At 38.6% G+C, this 15981-nt stretch carries 16 protein-coding genes; 15 read left to right on the top strand and 1 reads right to left on the bottom strand.

Going from position 1 to position 15981, the window contains the following annotated elements; all coding sequences use genetic code 11:
* The first annotated feature begins 3 nt into the window (after positions 1 to 3).
* From H5R88_RS09255 to H5R88_RS09220, 8 genes are all read left to right on the top strand, one after another.
* Positions 4 to 1425, top strand: coding sequence for an o-succinylbenzoate--CoA ligase (locus tag H5R88_RS09255; RefSeq protein WP_182600864.1), 1422 nt, complete (start codon positions 4 to 6; stop codon positions 1423 to 1425).
* Between the two features lie 385 nt (positions 1426 to 1810).
* Positions 1811 to 2608, top strand: a complete 798-nt coding sequence (gene sufC, locus H5R88_RS09250; RefSeq protein WP_182600863.1) for a Fe-S cluster assembly ATPase SufC — start codon at positions 1811 to 1813, stop codon at positions 2606 to 2608.
* Positions 2609 to 2620: 12 nt separating this feature from the next.
* Positions 2621 to 3913 (top strand): Fe-S cluster assembly protein SufD, encoded by a 1293-nt coding sequence (sufD, locus tag H5R88_RS09245; protein WP_182600862.1) that lies wholly within the window; start codon positions 2621 to 2623, stop codon positions 3911 to 3913.
* Complete coding sequence (locus H5R88_RS09240; protein WP_182600861.1) at positions 3894 to 5132, top strand: cysteine desulfurase; 1239 nt, start codon at positions 3894 to 3896, stop codon at positions 5130 to 5132. Before sufD ends, H5R88_RS09240 begins: the two co-directional genes overlap by 20 nt.
* Positions 5119 to 5580, top strand: coding sequence for a Fe-S cluster assembly sulfur transfer protein SufU (gene sufU, locus H5R88_RS09235; RefSeq protein ID WP_182600860.1), 462 nt, complete (start codon positions 5119 to 5121; stop codon positions 5578 to 5580). The genes H5R88_RS09240 and sufU overlap by 14 nt, the downstream gene beginning before the upstream one ends.
* Positions 5573 to 6982, top strand: a complete 1410-nt coding sequence (sufB, locus tag H5R88_RS09230; RefSeq protein WP_182600859.1) for a Fe-S cluster assembly protein SufB — start codon at positions 5573 to 5575, stop codon at positions 6980 to 6982. The genes sufU and sufB overlap by 8 nt, the downstream gene beginning before the upstream one ends.
* A gap of 32 nt (positions 6983 to 7014) precedes the next feature.
* Positions 7015 to 7347 (top strand): metal-sulfur cluster assembly factor, encoded by a 333-nt coding sequence (locus H5R88_RS09225; protein WP_182600858.1) that lies wholly within the window; start codon positions 7015 to 7017, stop codon positions 7345 to 7347.
* A 261-nt stretch (positions 7348 to 7608) separates the two neighbouring features.
* Complete coding sequence (locus H5R88_RS09220) at positions 7609 to 7845, top strand: cytochrome b5 domain-containing protein (protein WP_182578352.1); 237 nt, start codon at positions 7609 to 7611, stop codon at positions 7843 to 7845.
* A 57-nt stretch (positions 7846 to 7902) separates the two neighbouring features.
* Here the strand turns inward: H5R88_RS09220 and H5R88_RS09215 are convergent, their stop codons facing one another.
* A complete protein-coding gene (locus H5R88_RS09215) occupies positions 7903 to 8715 on the bottom strand; it encodes a Cof-type HAD-IIB family hydrolase (protein ID WP_182600857.1) in 813 nt (270 codons plus the stop codon).
* A gap of 144 nt (positions 8716 to 8859) precedes the next feature.
* Between H5R88_RS09215 and H5R88_RS09210 the strand changes: the two genes are divergently transcribed.
* The 7 genes from H5R88_RS09210 (at position 8860) to H5R88_RS09180 (ending at position 15946) form a co-directional block, all read left to right on the top strand.
* The gene (locus H5R88_RS09210; protein WP_182600856.1) at positions 8860 to 10227 is read left to right on the top strand and encodes an RsmF rRNA methyltransferase first C-terminal domain-containing protein; all 1368 of its coding nucleotides are present in this window, start codon (positions 8860 to 8862) and stop codon (positions 10225 to 10227) included.
* Between the two features lie 18 nt (positions 10228 to 10245).
* The gene (locus H5R88_RS09205) at positions 10246 to 11112 is read left to right on the top strand and encodes an SPFH domain-containing protein (RefSeq protein ID WP_182600855.1); all 867 of its coding nucleotides are present in this window, start codon (positions 10246 to 10248) and stop codon (positions 11110 to 11112) included.
* Entirely contained in the window at positions 11113 to 12876 is a 1764-nt protein-coding gene (locus H5R88_RS09200; RefSeq protein ID WP_182600854.1) for a sensor histidine kinase, read from the top strand.
* A complete protein-coding gene (locus H5R88_RS09195; RefSeq protein ID WP_182578356.1) occupies positions 12857 to 13588 on the top strand; it encodes a LytR/AlgR family response regulator transcription factor in 732 nt (243 codons plus the stop codon). The genes H5R88_RS09200 and H5R88_RS09195 overlap by 20 nt, the downstream gene beginning before the upstream one ends.
* Before the next feature lie 203 nt (positions 13589 to 13791).
* Entirely contained in the window at positions 13792 to 14211 is a 420-nt protein-coding gene (locus tag H5R88_RS09190; protein WP_182600853.1) for a CidA/LrgA family protein, read from the top strand.
* Positions 14204 to 14944 (top strand): LrgB family protein, encoded by a 741-nt coding sequence (locus H5R88_RS09185; RefSeq protein ID WP_094500817.1) that lies wholly within the window; start codon positions 14204 to 14206, stop codon positions 14942 to 14944. The genes H5R88_RS09190 and H5R88_RS09185 overlap by 8 nt, the downstream gene beginning before the upstream one ends.
* A gap of 27 nt (positions 14945 to 14971) precedes the next feature.
* Positions 14972 to 15946, top strand: a complete 975-nt coding sequence (locus H5R88_RS09180; RefSeq protein WP_182600852.1) for an L-lactate dehydrogenase — start codon at positions 14972 to 14974, stop codon at positions 15944 to 15946.
* Positions 15947 to 15981 lie beyond the last annotated feature (35 nt).

Raw genomic sequence — 15981 nt, 5'->3', positions numbered from 1 at the left:
TAAATGGAAACACAAAATTGGCTATTAAAGCAAGCGATAACGCAGCCAAATCATATTGCAATTGATGATGGTGAAGAACAACTATCATTTGGTGAATTAAAAAAACAGGTAGAAGCTATCGTAGGGAGACTCAACCACCTTGATCCTGGTCCGCGGGTTGGCCTCCTCGCAACAAATAGCCTCATGAGTTATAAATTAGCATTAGCAATCATGTGTAGTGGGCGGACGATTGTCTGGTTAAATTGGCGGCTTGCTAGTGAAGAGCTAGAACGACAAATTAAAGATAGTCAACTTCAGCTGTGCTTAGTTGAAAACTCTCTCTGGCGACCAGGAATGACGACTCCTTTTAAATCCTACAGCGCTTTCTTGATAACTAGCGCTGATCCGGGAGAGGTGATTCCGGTATTTAAATCGAACTGGGTAGCTAGTATTATGTATACTTCGGGAACGACTGGTAAGCCTAAAGGAGTTTTGCAAACTTTTGGCAACCATTTCTACTCGGCAGTCTCTTCTGCATTGAATCTAGGTTTATCATCAACAGATAAATGGTTATGTGTAGCTCCTATTTTCCATATTAGTGGTTTTTCAATTATTATGCGGGGATTAATTTATGGGATGACTGTTCGCTTGGTCGAGAAGTTCCGTGCCGAAGAAATTGAACGGATTTTAGCAAATGAAACGGTTACTGTTATGTCGGTTGTTCCTTTTATGCTGAAAAAACTTATTCAGCAGCAAAATAAAACCAATACGCACTATAATTCATCATTTCGTTGTATGTTGCTTGGGGGTGGAACGATTGATCGGGAAATGCTTGAAATATGTCTACAACGTTCAATTCCTGTTGTTCAATGCTATGGAATGACAGAAACATGTTCCCAAATTGTTGCATTACGGTCCGTTGATGCACTCCTAAAATTAGGATCGGTTGGCCAGCCACTATTTACGACCCAACTAAGACTCGCTAAAGATGGTGAGATTCTTTTGAAAACCCCAGCCCTAACTCCTGGCTATCTCAATCTTCCTGATAAGTTACCTTCTAAAATGGTTGATGGTTGGTACCGGACTGGAGATATTGGTCATTTTGATAAAGAAGGATACCTCTATATCGACGGACGAGCAGATGAAATGTTGATTTCTGGGGGCGAAAATATCTTTCCCCAAGAGGTTGAACAGGTCTACCAACGTTACCCACGGATTAATGAAGTCGCAGTCGTTGGGCAAAATGATCCTGTCTGGGGGCAAGTACCAGTAGCTTTTGTTGTCAGTGATCATCGTCTTTCTACGACTAAATTAATAAATTATGGTTATGAACATCTTGCGCGTTACAAGGTTCCCCAGCATTATATTTTTGTTTCGGAGTTGCCGAAAAACGCGAGTGGCAAGATTCGACGATTTATATTGCGGGAAAAATTGAATAATCAATAAAAAGACCTGGAGACGCGGGAGAAATTCCATTCGTCTCCAGATCTTTTTAATAAAGCTCTTAAATTTGTCCTATATCCAATTATATTAAGACGAGAGAGATGGTAGTGAGAGAGTGCAACTGTGGTCATTTTATTTTATCCCTGTAAACATTGTAAAAACAGCGTACCGCAAACTATAATTTGGCGATAGTCGTTTTAAATTATCACTGGGCCATGAAAGGGGTTATTTTTGAACTGCTTTAATTGGACACCCTATTCACTTAAATTATTTATCGAGAAAACGCTTAAAATAAATTGAGATGAATAGTTTTATTTTTCGGATATAATAAGAATGTTAAAGAATTTATTGATATTTATGGAATAGTTCGGGTCAGGAGGATGAATTTATGGCAACACTAGAAATAAAGGATCTTCATGTTTCAGTTAAAGATGAAGAAAGCAAAGAAAAAAAGGAGATCCTTAAAGGGGTTAACCTCAAGATGAAGACTGGGGAGATTCATGCGATTATGGGACCAAATGGAACTGGTAAATCGACTCTTTCTCAAACCATCATGGGCCATCCTAATTATCATGTTACGCAAGGAGATATTCTTCTTGACGGGGAGAGCATTGTTGACATGCCGGTTGATAAACGGGCACGAAAAGGCCTTTTTCTTGCAATGCAATACCCAGCTGAAATTCAAGGGGTTACTAATGCTGAATTTCTTCGGACGGCAATCAATGCTCGTCGTCCTGAAGATGATCAAATTTCAGTAATGGACTTTATTAAGAAACTCGACAAGAACTTAGAATTGCTTGATATGAGTCAATCCATGACTGAACGTTATCTAAATGAAGGATTCTCTGGTGGTGAAAAGAAGCGAAATGAGATTTTGCAACTTCTAATGATTGAACCCAGTTTTGCGATTCTTGATGAGATTGATTCTGGACTTGATATTGATGCCCTTAAAGTGGTTTCAAAGGGCGTTAACTCAATGCGGGGTGACAACTTTGGTTCATTAATTATTACCCACTATCAACGTCTCTTAAACTACATCGTTCCTGATACGGTTCATGTAATGATGGGTGGTCGAATTGTTAAAACTGGTGGTCCTGAACTTGCAAAGAAACTTGAAGATGAGGGGTATGCTGGCTTACGTGACGAATTAGGTCTGGATATCAAACTTGTAGATGATGAAGACTAGGAGGCCGGTTTGATGACAGAATTAAACTCAGCAAAAGAACAAATAATTACTGCTAGTAAGGCAAATAATGAACCTCAGCAATTAATCGATCGCCGGCTTAATGCTCGTGAGCTGATGGAAAAGCTTCATTTGCCGCGGATGCAACGATTCGCTTTCCGGACTTGGCCCCTTATTGCGGATCGGCCATTGAGATGGATTAAATCAGACGCTAACTTGGTTGAAAAACCAGAAGTCGACGACGATGAAGTAATTAAGGTCACCCAGTTTGGCCAAACCATGCTCCATGTTAACTTACCACAAAAACTTCAGGATCAAGGGGTTATTCTCACGGATATCTTTACTGCTGCTCACAAATATCCTGAACTTTTCGATAAGTATTTCATGACGACAATTAATTCCAAGGAAAACCTCTTAACTGCTTACCATCTTGCTTATTTTAATACTGGCCTATTTCTTTATATTCCCAAAAATGTTGAAATTGAACGGCCAATTGAGGCTGAAATTGTTCAGGACAGTACGCAAAACGAACCGCTGATTTCACATATTCTAGTAATTGCCGATCGTGGTAGCCGAATTAAATTTATCCAACATCTTACAACGGTTGGTGACTATGAAAATACCGCTAATATGATGATTGAGTTGATTGCACAGGAAAATAGTGAGATCGACTTTTCTTCCTTAGACGAATTTGGACCCCATACTCATACTTACTTTAAACGCCGTGCTGAGATTGGAAAAGATGCGCATGTTGAATGGGCAGTCGGCCTGATGAATGATGGTGACACAGTTGGTGATATGGATTCTGAATTGCTAGGTGATGGCGGTTATGCGAACTCAAAGATGATTGCTGTAACTACTCGTGACCAAGAAGTTGGCATTAACAACCGTGTTACCAACCATGGCAAGCACACCACTGGATTGATCAATCAGCGGGGCGTCATTCTTGAAAAGTCCGAATTGATTTTTAATGGAATTGGCCAAATTATTCATGGTGCTCATGGTGCTAAAGCTGATCAACAAAACCGAGTATTGATTATGTCGGATCAAGCACGAGGGGATGCTAACCCTATTCTTTTGATTGATGAAAACGACGTTGAAGCTGGACATGCAGCTAGCGTTGGCCCGGTTGATCAACAACAAATGTATTACTTAATGAGTCGGGGGATTCCGTGCGCTCAAGCTGAACGAATGGTTATTCGGGGATTCTTAGGAGCAGTTTTAAGTGCAATTCCCGCCGCAGATGTACGAAATAAGTTGATCACAATTCTTGAAAGGAAGCTCGCTGATGGACAACAATACGAATAACTATTTAGCGGACTTTCCAGCACTTAATCAGGAGGTTAATGATGAACGCTTAGTATACCTTGATAATGCTGCGACTGTTCAGCGCCCGCGTCAGGTGGTTCAGGCCCTTGTTGACTTTTATGAACAAGATAATGCAAATGTTCATCGCGGAGTTTACACGCTAGCAGAACGTGCAACTAAGGATTATGAAGAAGCACGAAAAAAAGTGCAAAAGTTTATTAATGCACCGAGCCCTAATGAAATTATCTTTACTAAGGGATGCACAGATGGATTAAATCTTGTTGCTGCAACCTACGGCGAACAAAATATTCAATCTGATGATGAAATTGTTATTTTAATAATGGAACACCATAGTAACCTTATTCCTTGGCAACAATTAGCCAAGAAAAAGGGCGCTGCCTTAAAATATATTGAATTAACTCCAGATGGCGAACTTGACCTTGCTGATGCGAAAAAGAAGATTACCGACAAGACAAAGATTGTGGCAGTCACTCATGCCAGTAATGTCTTAGGAACAGTGACGCCCTTGAAAGAATTAGCAACGATTGCACACCAACATGGGGCGGTTATTATCGTTGATGGAGCTCAAGCGGTTCCTCATATGCACGTTGATGTACAAGCTCTTAATGTTGATTTTTATGCTTTCTCTGGCCATAAGATGATGAGTCCGATGGGAATTGGGGTTTTGTACGGAAAAGCGAATTTATTACGAGCAATGCCACCTTACCAATATGGCGGTGAAATGATTAATGATGTTCACCGCGATGAGAGTACATGGGCTGATATTCCGTTTAAGTTTGAAGCGGGAACTCAGAATATTGCCGGAGCAGTTGGTCTGGGAGCTGCGATTGATTATTTAAATAATATTGGAATGGATAGGATTGCGCAAAAAGAACGAGAACTTGTTAACTATGTATTGCCCAAGTTAATCGCTATTCCAGATGTCGAAGTTTATGGTCCACAATCACCAGCAAAGCATACGGGGGTAATTGCCTTTAATATCAAAGGCCTTCATCCCCATGATGTTGCTACGGCTCTTGATATGGACGGGGTAGCAGTTCGCGCCGGTCACCACTGTGCGCAACCGCTTATGGAATACTTAGGAGTAACAGCAACCGCGCGGGCCAGCTTCTATTTTTACAACACTAAAGAAGATGCTGATCAATTAATTAACGCAATCAAGGAAACGAAGGAGTTCTTTAACATTGGGACTGTCTAAGTTAAATAATTTATACCGTGAAGTGATTCTCGATTATGCTGATCATCCACATAATAAGGGGAGATTAGCAACTACTACGAATGCAATGACCCTTCATAATCCTACTTGTGGAGATACGATTAATCTTCAGGTTGAAGTAGAAGATAATAAGATCAAAAACATTGCCTATACTGGTGATGGTTGTACGATTAGTCAAGCATCGGCAAGCATGATGACCGATGCTGTTAAAGGGAAAACAATTGAAGAGGCCCTTGCAATGGCAAAGACTTTTTCTGATATGGCAATTGGTAAAGAACATTCCAAGGCCGATTTGGATCAACTAGGGGATGCTCGGATTCTTACCAGTATCATGGAATTTCCAGCTCGAATAAAGTGTGCCACGCTTTCATGGTGGGCATTACAACGAGCACTATTGAAAGATAGTAAGGAGGAAGAAAATAATGAGTAATGATGCGACTAGCATTATAAATAATAATGACCAGTACGAATACGGCTTTCACGATGATGTTAAGCCAGAATATTCAACTGGGAGGGGATTAACAGAAGAAACTGTCCGTAAAATTTCAGCTGCTAAACATGAACCTCAATGGATGCTGGATTATCGGCTTAAGGCTTACAAGATTTATCAAGAATTACCAATGCCGAAATTCGGGCCAGATTTATCAGAATTAGACCTAAAAAATATGCTTTACTACCAAAAGATGACCGATAAAAAATTTCGCGACTGGAAAGATGTTCCCGAAGATTTAAAACGGACTTTTGATCGCTTGGGGGTTCCAGAAGCAGAGCGAAAATACCTTGCCGGCTCTTCAGCTCAATATGAATCTGAAGTTGTTTATCACAACATGAAAAATGAGTTTGAAAGGCTAGGGATCATTTTTACTGATACGGATACAGCCTTAAAAGAATACCCAGAATTATTTAAGAAGTGGTTTGGCAAACTGGTTCAACCAACTGATAATAAATTTGCGGCCTTAAATGCAGCAGTATGGTCGGGTGGTTCATTCATTTATGTGCCAAAGGGCGTTAAGACAACGACGCCAATTCAATCTTACTTCCGGCTTAATGCGGAAAATTCAGGACAATTTGAGCGGACCTTGATTATTGTTGATGAAGGGGCAAGTGTCGATTATGTTGAAGGATGTACTGCTCCCAATTACTCTTCCGATAGTCTCCATGCTGCAGTTGTTGAGGTTAACGTCTGCAAAAATGCTTATTGTCGCTATACCACTATTCAGAACTGGTCTGATAATGTTTATAGTCTAGAAACAAAACGGGCGGCTGCAGCAGAAAATGCAACCATGGAATGGGTCGATGGTAATCTGGGCTCAAAAGTAACGATGAAATATCCAAGTATCTACCTTAATGGTGAAGGTGCTCGGGGAACGATGCTTTCAATCGCGGTTGCCAGCAATGGAATCCATCAAGATTCAGGAGCCCGAATGATCCACAATGCTAAAAATACATCTAGTTCAATTGTTTCAAAATCGATTGCAAAAACGGGTGGATCAACTGATTATCGTGGAACAGTCCGCTTTGGTAAACACTCTGACGGCTCTAAAGCTCACGTTGAATGTGATACGATCATTATGGATGACCAATCATCCTCAGATACGATCCCCTATAATGAAATAGATAATGCCCATGTAGCAATGGAACACGAGGCTAAAGTATCTAAGATTTCTGAAGAACAACTTTACTACCTTATGAGCAGGGGAATTTCAGAAGCAAAGGCAACGGAAATGATTATTATGGGTTTTGTTGAACCATTTACGAAACAATTACCAATGGAATACGCAGTTGAATTAAACCGCTTGATTAGTTTCGAAATGGAAGGTTCAATTGGTTAATTAAATTAATAAATAAGTTTGGAGGAACGTTTATGGCTGACGAAAAAGATACTCCCTTTTCACCAATTGAAAATAAAGTGATGGATGCCTTGAAAGAAGTTATTGACCCAGAATTGGGAATTGATCTTGTTAACCTCGGTCTTATTTATGATGTTAAGGTTGATGATAATGATGAATGTACGGTCACAATGACTTTAACGACAATGGGGTGCCCATTGGGTGATATCTTGAACCGTGACATTACCAAGGCAGTTACTTCCGTTGAGGGAGTTACCAAATGTAATATTAATCTTGTGTGGGAGCCAGCCTGGGATTTGTCAAGAATGAGTAGGTTTGCTAAGATTGCACTAGGAATTCACGGCTAGATATAGGAGGCAGACGTGGAGATTAAGGAGGTTAACCCCAACTGAAGTAAAAGGTTTGTTTCAATAAAAATAAATGTTGTTGAAGTTCAAGTAGCTGCCTTTGACAGTGACAATAATTCTCAAAAGTTAATCAAGCTTTAATTTAAGAGTAAATTGATTGAAGAAAAAATAATAATCATCTAATAATTAATGCATTTATAGATTATTTGATCTAGAATATAATTACTAGCTATTCTTAAATCAGAGAAAGGTGAAGCATTGATGGCAGAAAAAACATTTACAACAACCGAGCTCGCTGAGTTCGATGGTCGAAATGGACACCCTGCGTACGTTGCTGTTAAGGGTGTTGTTTACGATGTCTCTAACGTTCCGCAATGGAAGGGTGGTAAACACCATGGAAACCTTGCTGGTCGTGACTTAACTTCAGTAATGCCTCGTTCTATTCATTTGGAATCAGTTCTTGAAGACATTCCTGTTGTTGGTAAACTAGTTGACTAGGAATAACTATGTAAAAAGCTAGGAATTGGTAGTTTTAACCTATCTCTTCCTAGCTTTTTAGATTGTAATCTTAAAATAATCCCGCAAGTATTTTGCAAGTCCGTTGTGTTCATTATCAATTGGCGTTATATCATTGGCAATACTCTTCAACTCAGGAATCGCGTTATGCATTGCAACACCACGTCCTGCTGCATCGAGCATTTCTAAATCATTATGTTCGTCACCAAAAGCAATAATATTTTGTCGATCAATTTGATACTGTTTAGCAATATAGAACATCCCTGACTCTTTATGGGTGCCACGATGGATCAGTTCTAAGATGTTGTAAGAGCCTCCCCATACTCGTGGTTCAACAAAATCACCGTATTTTTCATTAACTGCTTTAATAATTTCCTCTTGGTGTTCCGGTTCATATTGAATTGTCATTGCGATTGGATTGTCTGTTAAGTTAGCTGCAGTTAAGATTTGATCATCTCGCAACTTATTTGGTAAAAATTCAGGTAAATCATTACTAGCTTGATTAGCCCACACATGATGTTTGTTTTCAACGGTAATTGTTTTGATTCCTAGTTCTTTATGATGGGCTAGGAGGTCTAAGGCCAACTCCCGGGTTAGTTCAACATCGTATTCTTTATCCCAGTGTTCATGTGGTATATGAGTCAAAGCTCCATTAAAATTTACCATGGGAGTCTTAATCCCAATTTCATCATAAATGTGTTTGGCAATTCGGTAAGGGCGGCCAGTAATGATACTAATAATATGACCATCCCGGGCAAGGGCACGTAAAGTTATAATTGTTTCATTGGTTAATTTTGATTGATTATTTAATGTTGTGCCATCAAGATCAAGCGCGATCAAGTGTTGAGCCATTACCATCTCACTTCTCTTTCCATAAAAAATTCAATTATAATATTGTAAACAAAAACTTAACGCTTTGCCAAGTATTTTGTCTTAAAAAGACTAAAAAATAAGTTACAATAAAGATATTATGATAAAGAGGAGCGATAAATTAACGTGCAATTACCAAATGAATTTGTCACGAAATACAAAAAACTAATGGGAGCAGAGGCTGATAAGTTTTTATCAGCACTTACCCAGTCAAGTTATAGTGGCTTTCGCGAGAATCCATTAAAGAGCGGACAGCCAGTTGCAACAATTGAAAAAGCAACAGGGAAAGTACCATATGTGCCTACAGGATATTATGGTCAGGTAAATGGAAAATCATTAGACCATGTTACTGGGTGGGTATATAGTCAAGAGCCATCAGCAATGTTTGTAGGAGAAGTAGTTAATCCCCAAGCAGGAGAACGGGTATTAGACTTATGTGCAGCTCCGGGAGGTAAAACAACGCACCTCGTTGCTAAAATGAACAATCAAGGATTATTAGTTGCCAATGAAATTTTCCCTAAGCGGGCGAAGATATTGGCTGAAAACCTAGAACGATGGGGTGCAAAAAATACAGTTGTTACTAGTGAAAGTCCAGCAGATTTAGAAAAACAATTTCCCCAATATTTTGACCGAATTCTTGTTGATGCGCCTTGTTCCGGAGAAGGAATGTTTAGAAAGGAGCCAGCGGGAATTGAATATTGGTCGCCAGAATATCCCGCTGAGTGTGCTAACCGGCAGCAAAAGATCCTCACATCCGCAATGAAAATGCTAAAGCCAGGGGGAATATTAGTATATTCGACCTGTACTTTTGCGCCAGAGGAGGATGAGCAAAATATTTCATGGTTGCTTGGTAATTATCTAGCTTTAAAGCTTGTACCAATTGAAAAAGCAACGGGGATGGATGATGGTCGTCCAGAATGGGCTGATGGCAATGAAGAGTTAAAAAAGACAGTTCGCCTATTCCCACATCACCTTAAGGGGGAAGGACATTTCATTGCTAAGTTAGTAAATGGTGAGCCTGAGTTAACTGTTAAAAAGCACAAAAAGAAGAATAAGCGGAAAAAACAATCAATTGTAAAACCGGACAAAAAGCAGCTCAAACTCTTTAACCAGTTTGCTACAAGCGTTTTTCCAGACTATCAACCACACCAATTGATTTTATTTGGTGACCAGCTCTATGATTTGCCATTAGAAGAGGACAAGATCGAGGGACTAAATGTACTCCGACCTGGACTTCACCTCGGCACTTTTAAGAAAAATCGATTTGAACCAGCGTTGGCATGGGCCCTTGCTAGTTTACCAAGTGAGGCCAACCGGGTCATTGAACTAAGTAAAGAACAGTGGCATCAATATGTCCATGGGGATGTGGTCAATATTGATGATGATCTTTCAAATGGTTGGTACTTATTAGTATGTGACGAACATACCATTGGATTTGGAAAGTTAGTTGGTAAAACAATCAAAAACTTTTATCCTAAGGGGTTACGTTTTTAAATTAGGAGGATTATCGATATGAAGGAAAAAGCAGCCTTTCACGTTAACGGCTACCTCGGGTTACTCGGCGCAATTTTTATTGGCCTAATTAGTTTATGGCTGATGTTTATTGGTTTTACGCGTAATCTTCCGGTGGTCCTGACAATTGGAATTATTTTATTCTTGATTGTGGTTCTTTTTAGTACATCATTGACAATTGTTCAGCCAAATGAAGCTAAAGTTTTAACTTTTTTTGGTAATTATATTGGGACTATTCGTGATGCCGGCTTATTTATGACGGTCCCATTTACAAATAAGGAAACCGTCTCTCTTCGTGTCTGCAATTTTAATAGTCAAATTTTAAAGGTTAATGATTCGAAAGGTAATCCAGTCGAAATTGCGGCCGTTATTGTCTACAAAGTTGTCGATACTGCAAAAGCACTTTTTTCGGTCGATGATTATGAGCAATTTGTTCAAATTCAAAGTGAGTCGGCGGTTCGTCATGTTGCTAGTGAATATCCATATGATAGTTTTGAAGATCAAGATGCGATTACCCTTCGCGGAAATCCAACCGAAGTATCAGAGCGGTTAACTGCTGAGCTACAGGAACGGTTAAATGTAGCAGGGGTCAAAATTATCGAAACACGGTTGACGCACTTAGCCTACGCAACTGAAATAGCGAGCGCTATGTTGCAAAAACAACAGTCATCGGCAATCTTATCAGCGCGGAAGATAATCGTTGAAGGAGCTGTTTCAATTACTGAAGAAGCAATTGACCGGCTAAGTAAAGAAGCTAACCTTAATTTGACTGATGAGCAACGTTTGCAGATCATCAATAACATTATGGTAGCAATTATTAGTGAACGAGGAACGCAACCGGTAATCAATACAGGGACACAAGGATAAATGATCTATTTAACAATTTTAATGGCTGAGCGGGTTGGTTTAATTATTATTCTAGCGTTTTTGCTAGTTAGTGTGCCCTTATTTCGCCGCTTGTTATTTAATCAAACTATTAGCGCCAAAATTCAACTAACGATTCTTTTTTCTATTTTTGCTATTATGGCTAATATGACTGGAATAGAGATCGACGCAAATAACCAGTTGCATAACAAAATCATTCTTACGGCAATTTCAACAAATGACTCGATTGTTAATGCCCGTATTTTAGCTGTTTCAGTTGCTGGAATTATTGGTGGGCCATGGGTTGGTAGTTTAGTAGGATTAGTGGCAGGGGTTCACCGGATTATTCAAGGTGCGCCCCTCCAAGGTTGGTTTTATGTGCCTAGTTCAGTTTTGATTGGTGCTCTTTCTGGTTTTTTGTATCATGATCGAAAAAGTTATTTCAAGGTAATGACGCCGTGGCATGGCTTTATTGTTGGAATTTTGATGGAAAGTATTCAAATGCTTTTTATTTTGCTATTTAGTCCAATGGGCTGGGCGTTGGTTAAATATATTGCCCTGCCAATGATCTTGGTTAATTCACTGGGGACGTCAATTTTCTTATCAATCATCTCAATGTACCTTCACCAAGAAGAAGAACTTCGCGCTATGCAAACTCATTCTGTCTTACAATTAACAAATGAAACCTTGCCTTATTTTCGTCAAGGACTAAATGAAAGATCGGCTCAACAAGTAGTTAAAATCATAAAAAAATATACTAATTTTGATGCAGTAAGTATCACCGATAGACAAAAGATACTTGCGCATATTGGGGCCGGTGATGATCATCATATCCCCGGAAATAAGTTAGAAACTTCTTTATCGAGTAATGTAATTAAAACGGGACAAATAAAGATAGCAAATAATAGTAAGATGATTGGTTGTATTGATCCCAATTGTCCCTTAGAAGCCGCAATTGTTGCTCCTTTACGAATTGGAAATGAAGTTATTGGAACCTTAAAAATGTATTATACTGATCAATGGCATTTAACCCCGGTTGAAGTTCAGTTAGCAATAGGGTTATGTGAAATTTTTGCTAACCAAATTGCATTAGGTGAAGCAGAAGTACAGGCTCAATTAGTTCGTGATGCTAAGATAAAAGCCTTGCAAGCACAAATAAACCCGCATTTCTTCTTTAATGCTATTAATACGATTAGTGCAATTCTACGCCGAGATCAAGAGAAGGCGCGTGAACTTCTAATTCAACTTAGTAATTATTTCCGAGCTAATTTGATTGGGGCCCGGGAGACCGAAATTACTTTGGGCCAAGAGCGTACGCAAGTCGATGCATACCTTGAACTGGAACAAACTAGGTTTCCACAGAAATATAACATTACCTTTGATCAACAAGTCAAAAATGATGTTTACCTGCCACCGTTTACAATTCAAGTATTAGTTGAAAATACTCTTAAGCATGCTTTTGGAGCACGTAAAGACCATAATAATGTTCAAATAACAATAAAGAAGCTAAAAGCACGGTTGGAAATTCAGGTAATTGATAATGGAAAAGGGATTGCACCGGAACTTCTTCCTAAACTGGGGAAAGAACCATTGACTTCTTCAAAAGGAAGTGGAAATGCGCTATATAATTTGAATCAGCGGCTAATTGGTCTGTATGATGAGCATAGTGCTCTTCAAATTTCGAGTAGCAATAAAGGAACCCAGATCAAAATTTCTTTACCATATCACACTAAGGAAGGTGTAGACAATGAAAGTCTTAATCGTTGATGATGAACCGCTTGCTCGTGAAGAACTTCATTATCTGATCCAGGGAAATAGTGAAGTTACCGAAATACTTGAAGCAGATGGGATCTTTATGGCAGAGGAACAAGTAAAAAGTAAACATCCGGATATGGTTTTCTTAGACATAAAGTTATCTGATGGAAATGGGATGGCATTAGCTGAAAAAATAAAATCATTTGATAACAGTCCTCATATTGTCTTTGCTACTGCTTATGATTCCTATGCGTTAGATGCCTTTGAAGCAGATGCAGTTGACTATATATTGAAGCCATTTTCTGCTAAAAGGGTCAACGAAGCAATTATGCGTGTGGCAAAATTAATTTCGCTAGATGATGATGTCACCAAAGCTAAGATGGAATTAAGACAGAATCCTCGAATTTCGATTCAAAATGACGAGCGAACGATTATTTTACAGAAAAAGCAAATACTTTATGTCCAGGCACAACAAGGCTTTGTTTATATTTGGACATTTAACCAGCATAAAATTATTAGTCGGCAAACGCTCACTAATATTTATGGTCAATTAAAATCTCCAGCATTTTTACAGATCCATCGTAGTTTTATTGTCAATTTAAATGGCGTAACAGAACTTCAGCCTAGTTTTAATCATACTTATGAACTGACTTTAATCGATGGAAGTAAATTACCAGTAAGTCGTTCATATGTTAGTACAACCAAAAAAGCATTAGGTTTATAAAAAGGATTGATGAATTGTTTATCTTTTCACCAATCCTTTTTTGAGTAAGGGCATTTTAAGCTAACTAGAGGGCATTTTAACGTAAATTTAGGTTATTTAATAGTGAAAACGAATACAAGTCGGGAAAAATTAGTAAAATAGATTGTGATAAATGGTATTAACGTTAATGCCTAAACATATTTATCATGTTTAGGAGGATTATCATGAAGAAAGAAGAAAAGAAGAAGGAAGCGCCCATTTTAGTTCAAATGGGAATCTTTGCTGCAATTTTATTTGTATCACAATTAATCTCTAATCTTTTTCCTAAGAGTTTCGTTGTTCCTACACCATTAATTGGAATGATTTTATTATATATTTTATTAGCTTGCCATATTGTTAAGTTGGAACAAGTTGAAAAGTTCGGAGATTTCATGATTAGTTTAATTGCCTTTCTGTTTGTCCCATCAGGAATCCAACTTGCTGGGAGTCTTGGTTTAATGAAAAAAGAAGGGCTACAAGATGTAATTGTTATTATTATTTCTACAATTATTTTATTAGCAGTGATTGCTTATGTTGGAGCATTCTTTATTGGAGTACATCATAAATTATTCAAGACTAACAAGGGGGAAAATGATAATGACTAATGTGTTTATTACAAATCTGGCGTTACCTTTTACCGGGGTATTCATTTCATTGCTGGTCTATTTAATTGGGATGTGGCTTTTCAAAATTAGTAATGGCTTCTTCCTTTTCACACCATTGTTAGTCGGGATGGTATTAGGAATTGTAATTCTAGCAATCTGGGCCAAGGTCGCTAATTCAACGACTGCAATAGTCTATAAAAAATTTTACCAGCCAGGTGGAAATTTGATTTTTTGGTTCTTGAACCCAGCAACGATGGCATTTGCGATTCCGCTTTATCGCCGGAACGATGTTTTTAAGAAGTATTGGGTCGATGTAATTCTCACATTATTTGTGGGTGGATTCATTTCATTATTTTTGATTCAGGGAACAGCTAAATTATTTGCTCTTTCCCGTGTTTCAACGGCCGCTATGCTTCCCCAAGCAGCTACTACTGCTGTTGCAATGCCAATCGCAAAGGGAATCGGTGGTGATCCCGCGGTAACAGCAATGGCATGTATCTTAAATGCAGTTATTATTTATGCTCTTGCCGAATTCTTGATTAAGGTCTTTCGATTAAAGAAAATTTCAAAGGTTGGGACTGGTCTTGGTCTTGGATCCGCTGGACACACTGTTGGATCTGCTAAGGCGGTTCAACTGGGTTCAATTCAAGGAGCAATGGCTGCAGTTGCAGTTGTTATCGTTTCATTAGCAATGGACATTTTAGTTCCTATTTATGCTCATCTTTTTATGTAAGTTTTAATTGGGGAGAGAAAAAGAAGTATGGTGACAGAAGAACATCAAAAGGTTGTTTTAATTGGTGATGGAGTGGTAGGGTCTGCTTATGCTTTTAGTGTGGTCCAACAAGGATTGGCTGAAGAATTAGTAATTATAAATAAGCGGACTGAGCGAAGCGTTGGAGATGCACTTGATTTGGAAGACGCCACGCCATTTACTGCTCCGGTAAAAGTTAAAGCTGGTAATTATCAAGATTGCAAAGATGCTGATATTGTTACTATTTGTGCTGGGGCTGCTCAAAAGCCAGGAGAGACACGACTTAAATTGGTTGAACGAAACTTGAAGATTATGAAAGAAATCGTTCAAGAAGTAGTTAATGCCGGATTTAATGGAATATTTTTAATTGCTGCTAACCCAGTCGATATTTTAACATATGCTGTTCAAAAAATTTCTGGTTTTCCTGCACATAGAGTTATTGGGTCGGGAACTTCCCTTGATTCAGCGCGCTTAAGAGTAGCTATTGGTAAAAAACTAACTATTGATCCTCGCAACATTCATGTTGATATGTTAGCGGAACATGGTGATTCAGAATTTGCTGCTTATTCTTGTGGAACAATCGGTGGAACGCCTTTAATAGATTACGCTTTAGATAATGGACTAACAAAGCAAGAACTATTAAGTTTAGAAGAACAAGTTCGTAATAAGGCTTATGAAATTATTAACCGTAAAGGTGCAACTTATTATGGAGTAGCTACTGCTTTGGCAAGAATAACAAAAGCAATTTTATATGACCAAAATAGCGTATTGCCGGTAAGTGCATATTTAGATGGTGAATATGGAGAAAAGGATATTTATCTAGGGACGCCTGCGGTAATTGATAAAAGTGGTATTCAAAGAGTAGTGGAATTACCATTAAATACGCGAGAGCAACAGGCCTTGAAAAATTCAGCATCAGTTTTACGTGAAACGACAGCAAATGGAATGACTAAAGCGGGTCTATTGAATTATCTTTGGAAATAAAAAATGACTAAGGCTGAGAAAAATAAAAGTTTTTT

The organism is Limosilactobacillus agrestis (genome assembly GCF_014145585.1).
Classification (GTDB): domain Bacteria; phylum Bacillota; class Bacilli; order Lactobacillales; family Lactobacillaceae; genus Limosilactobacillus; species Limosilactobacillus agrestis.
The sequence above is the reverse complement of the archived record's forward strand: the minus strand, read 5'-3'. Positions and strand labels throughout refer to the sequence as shown.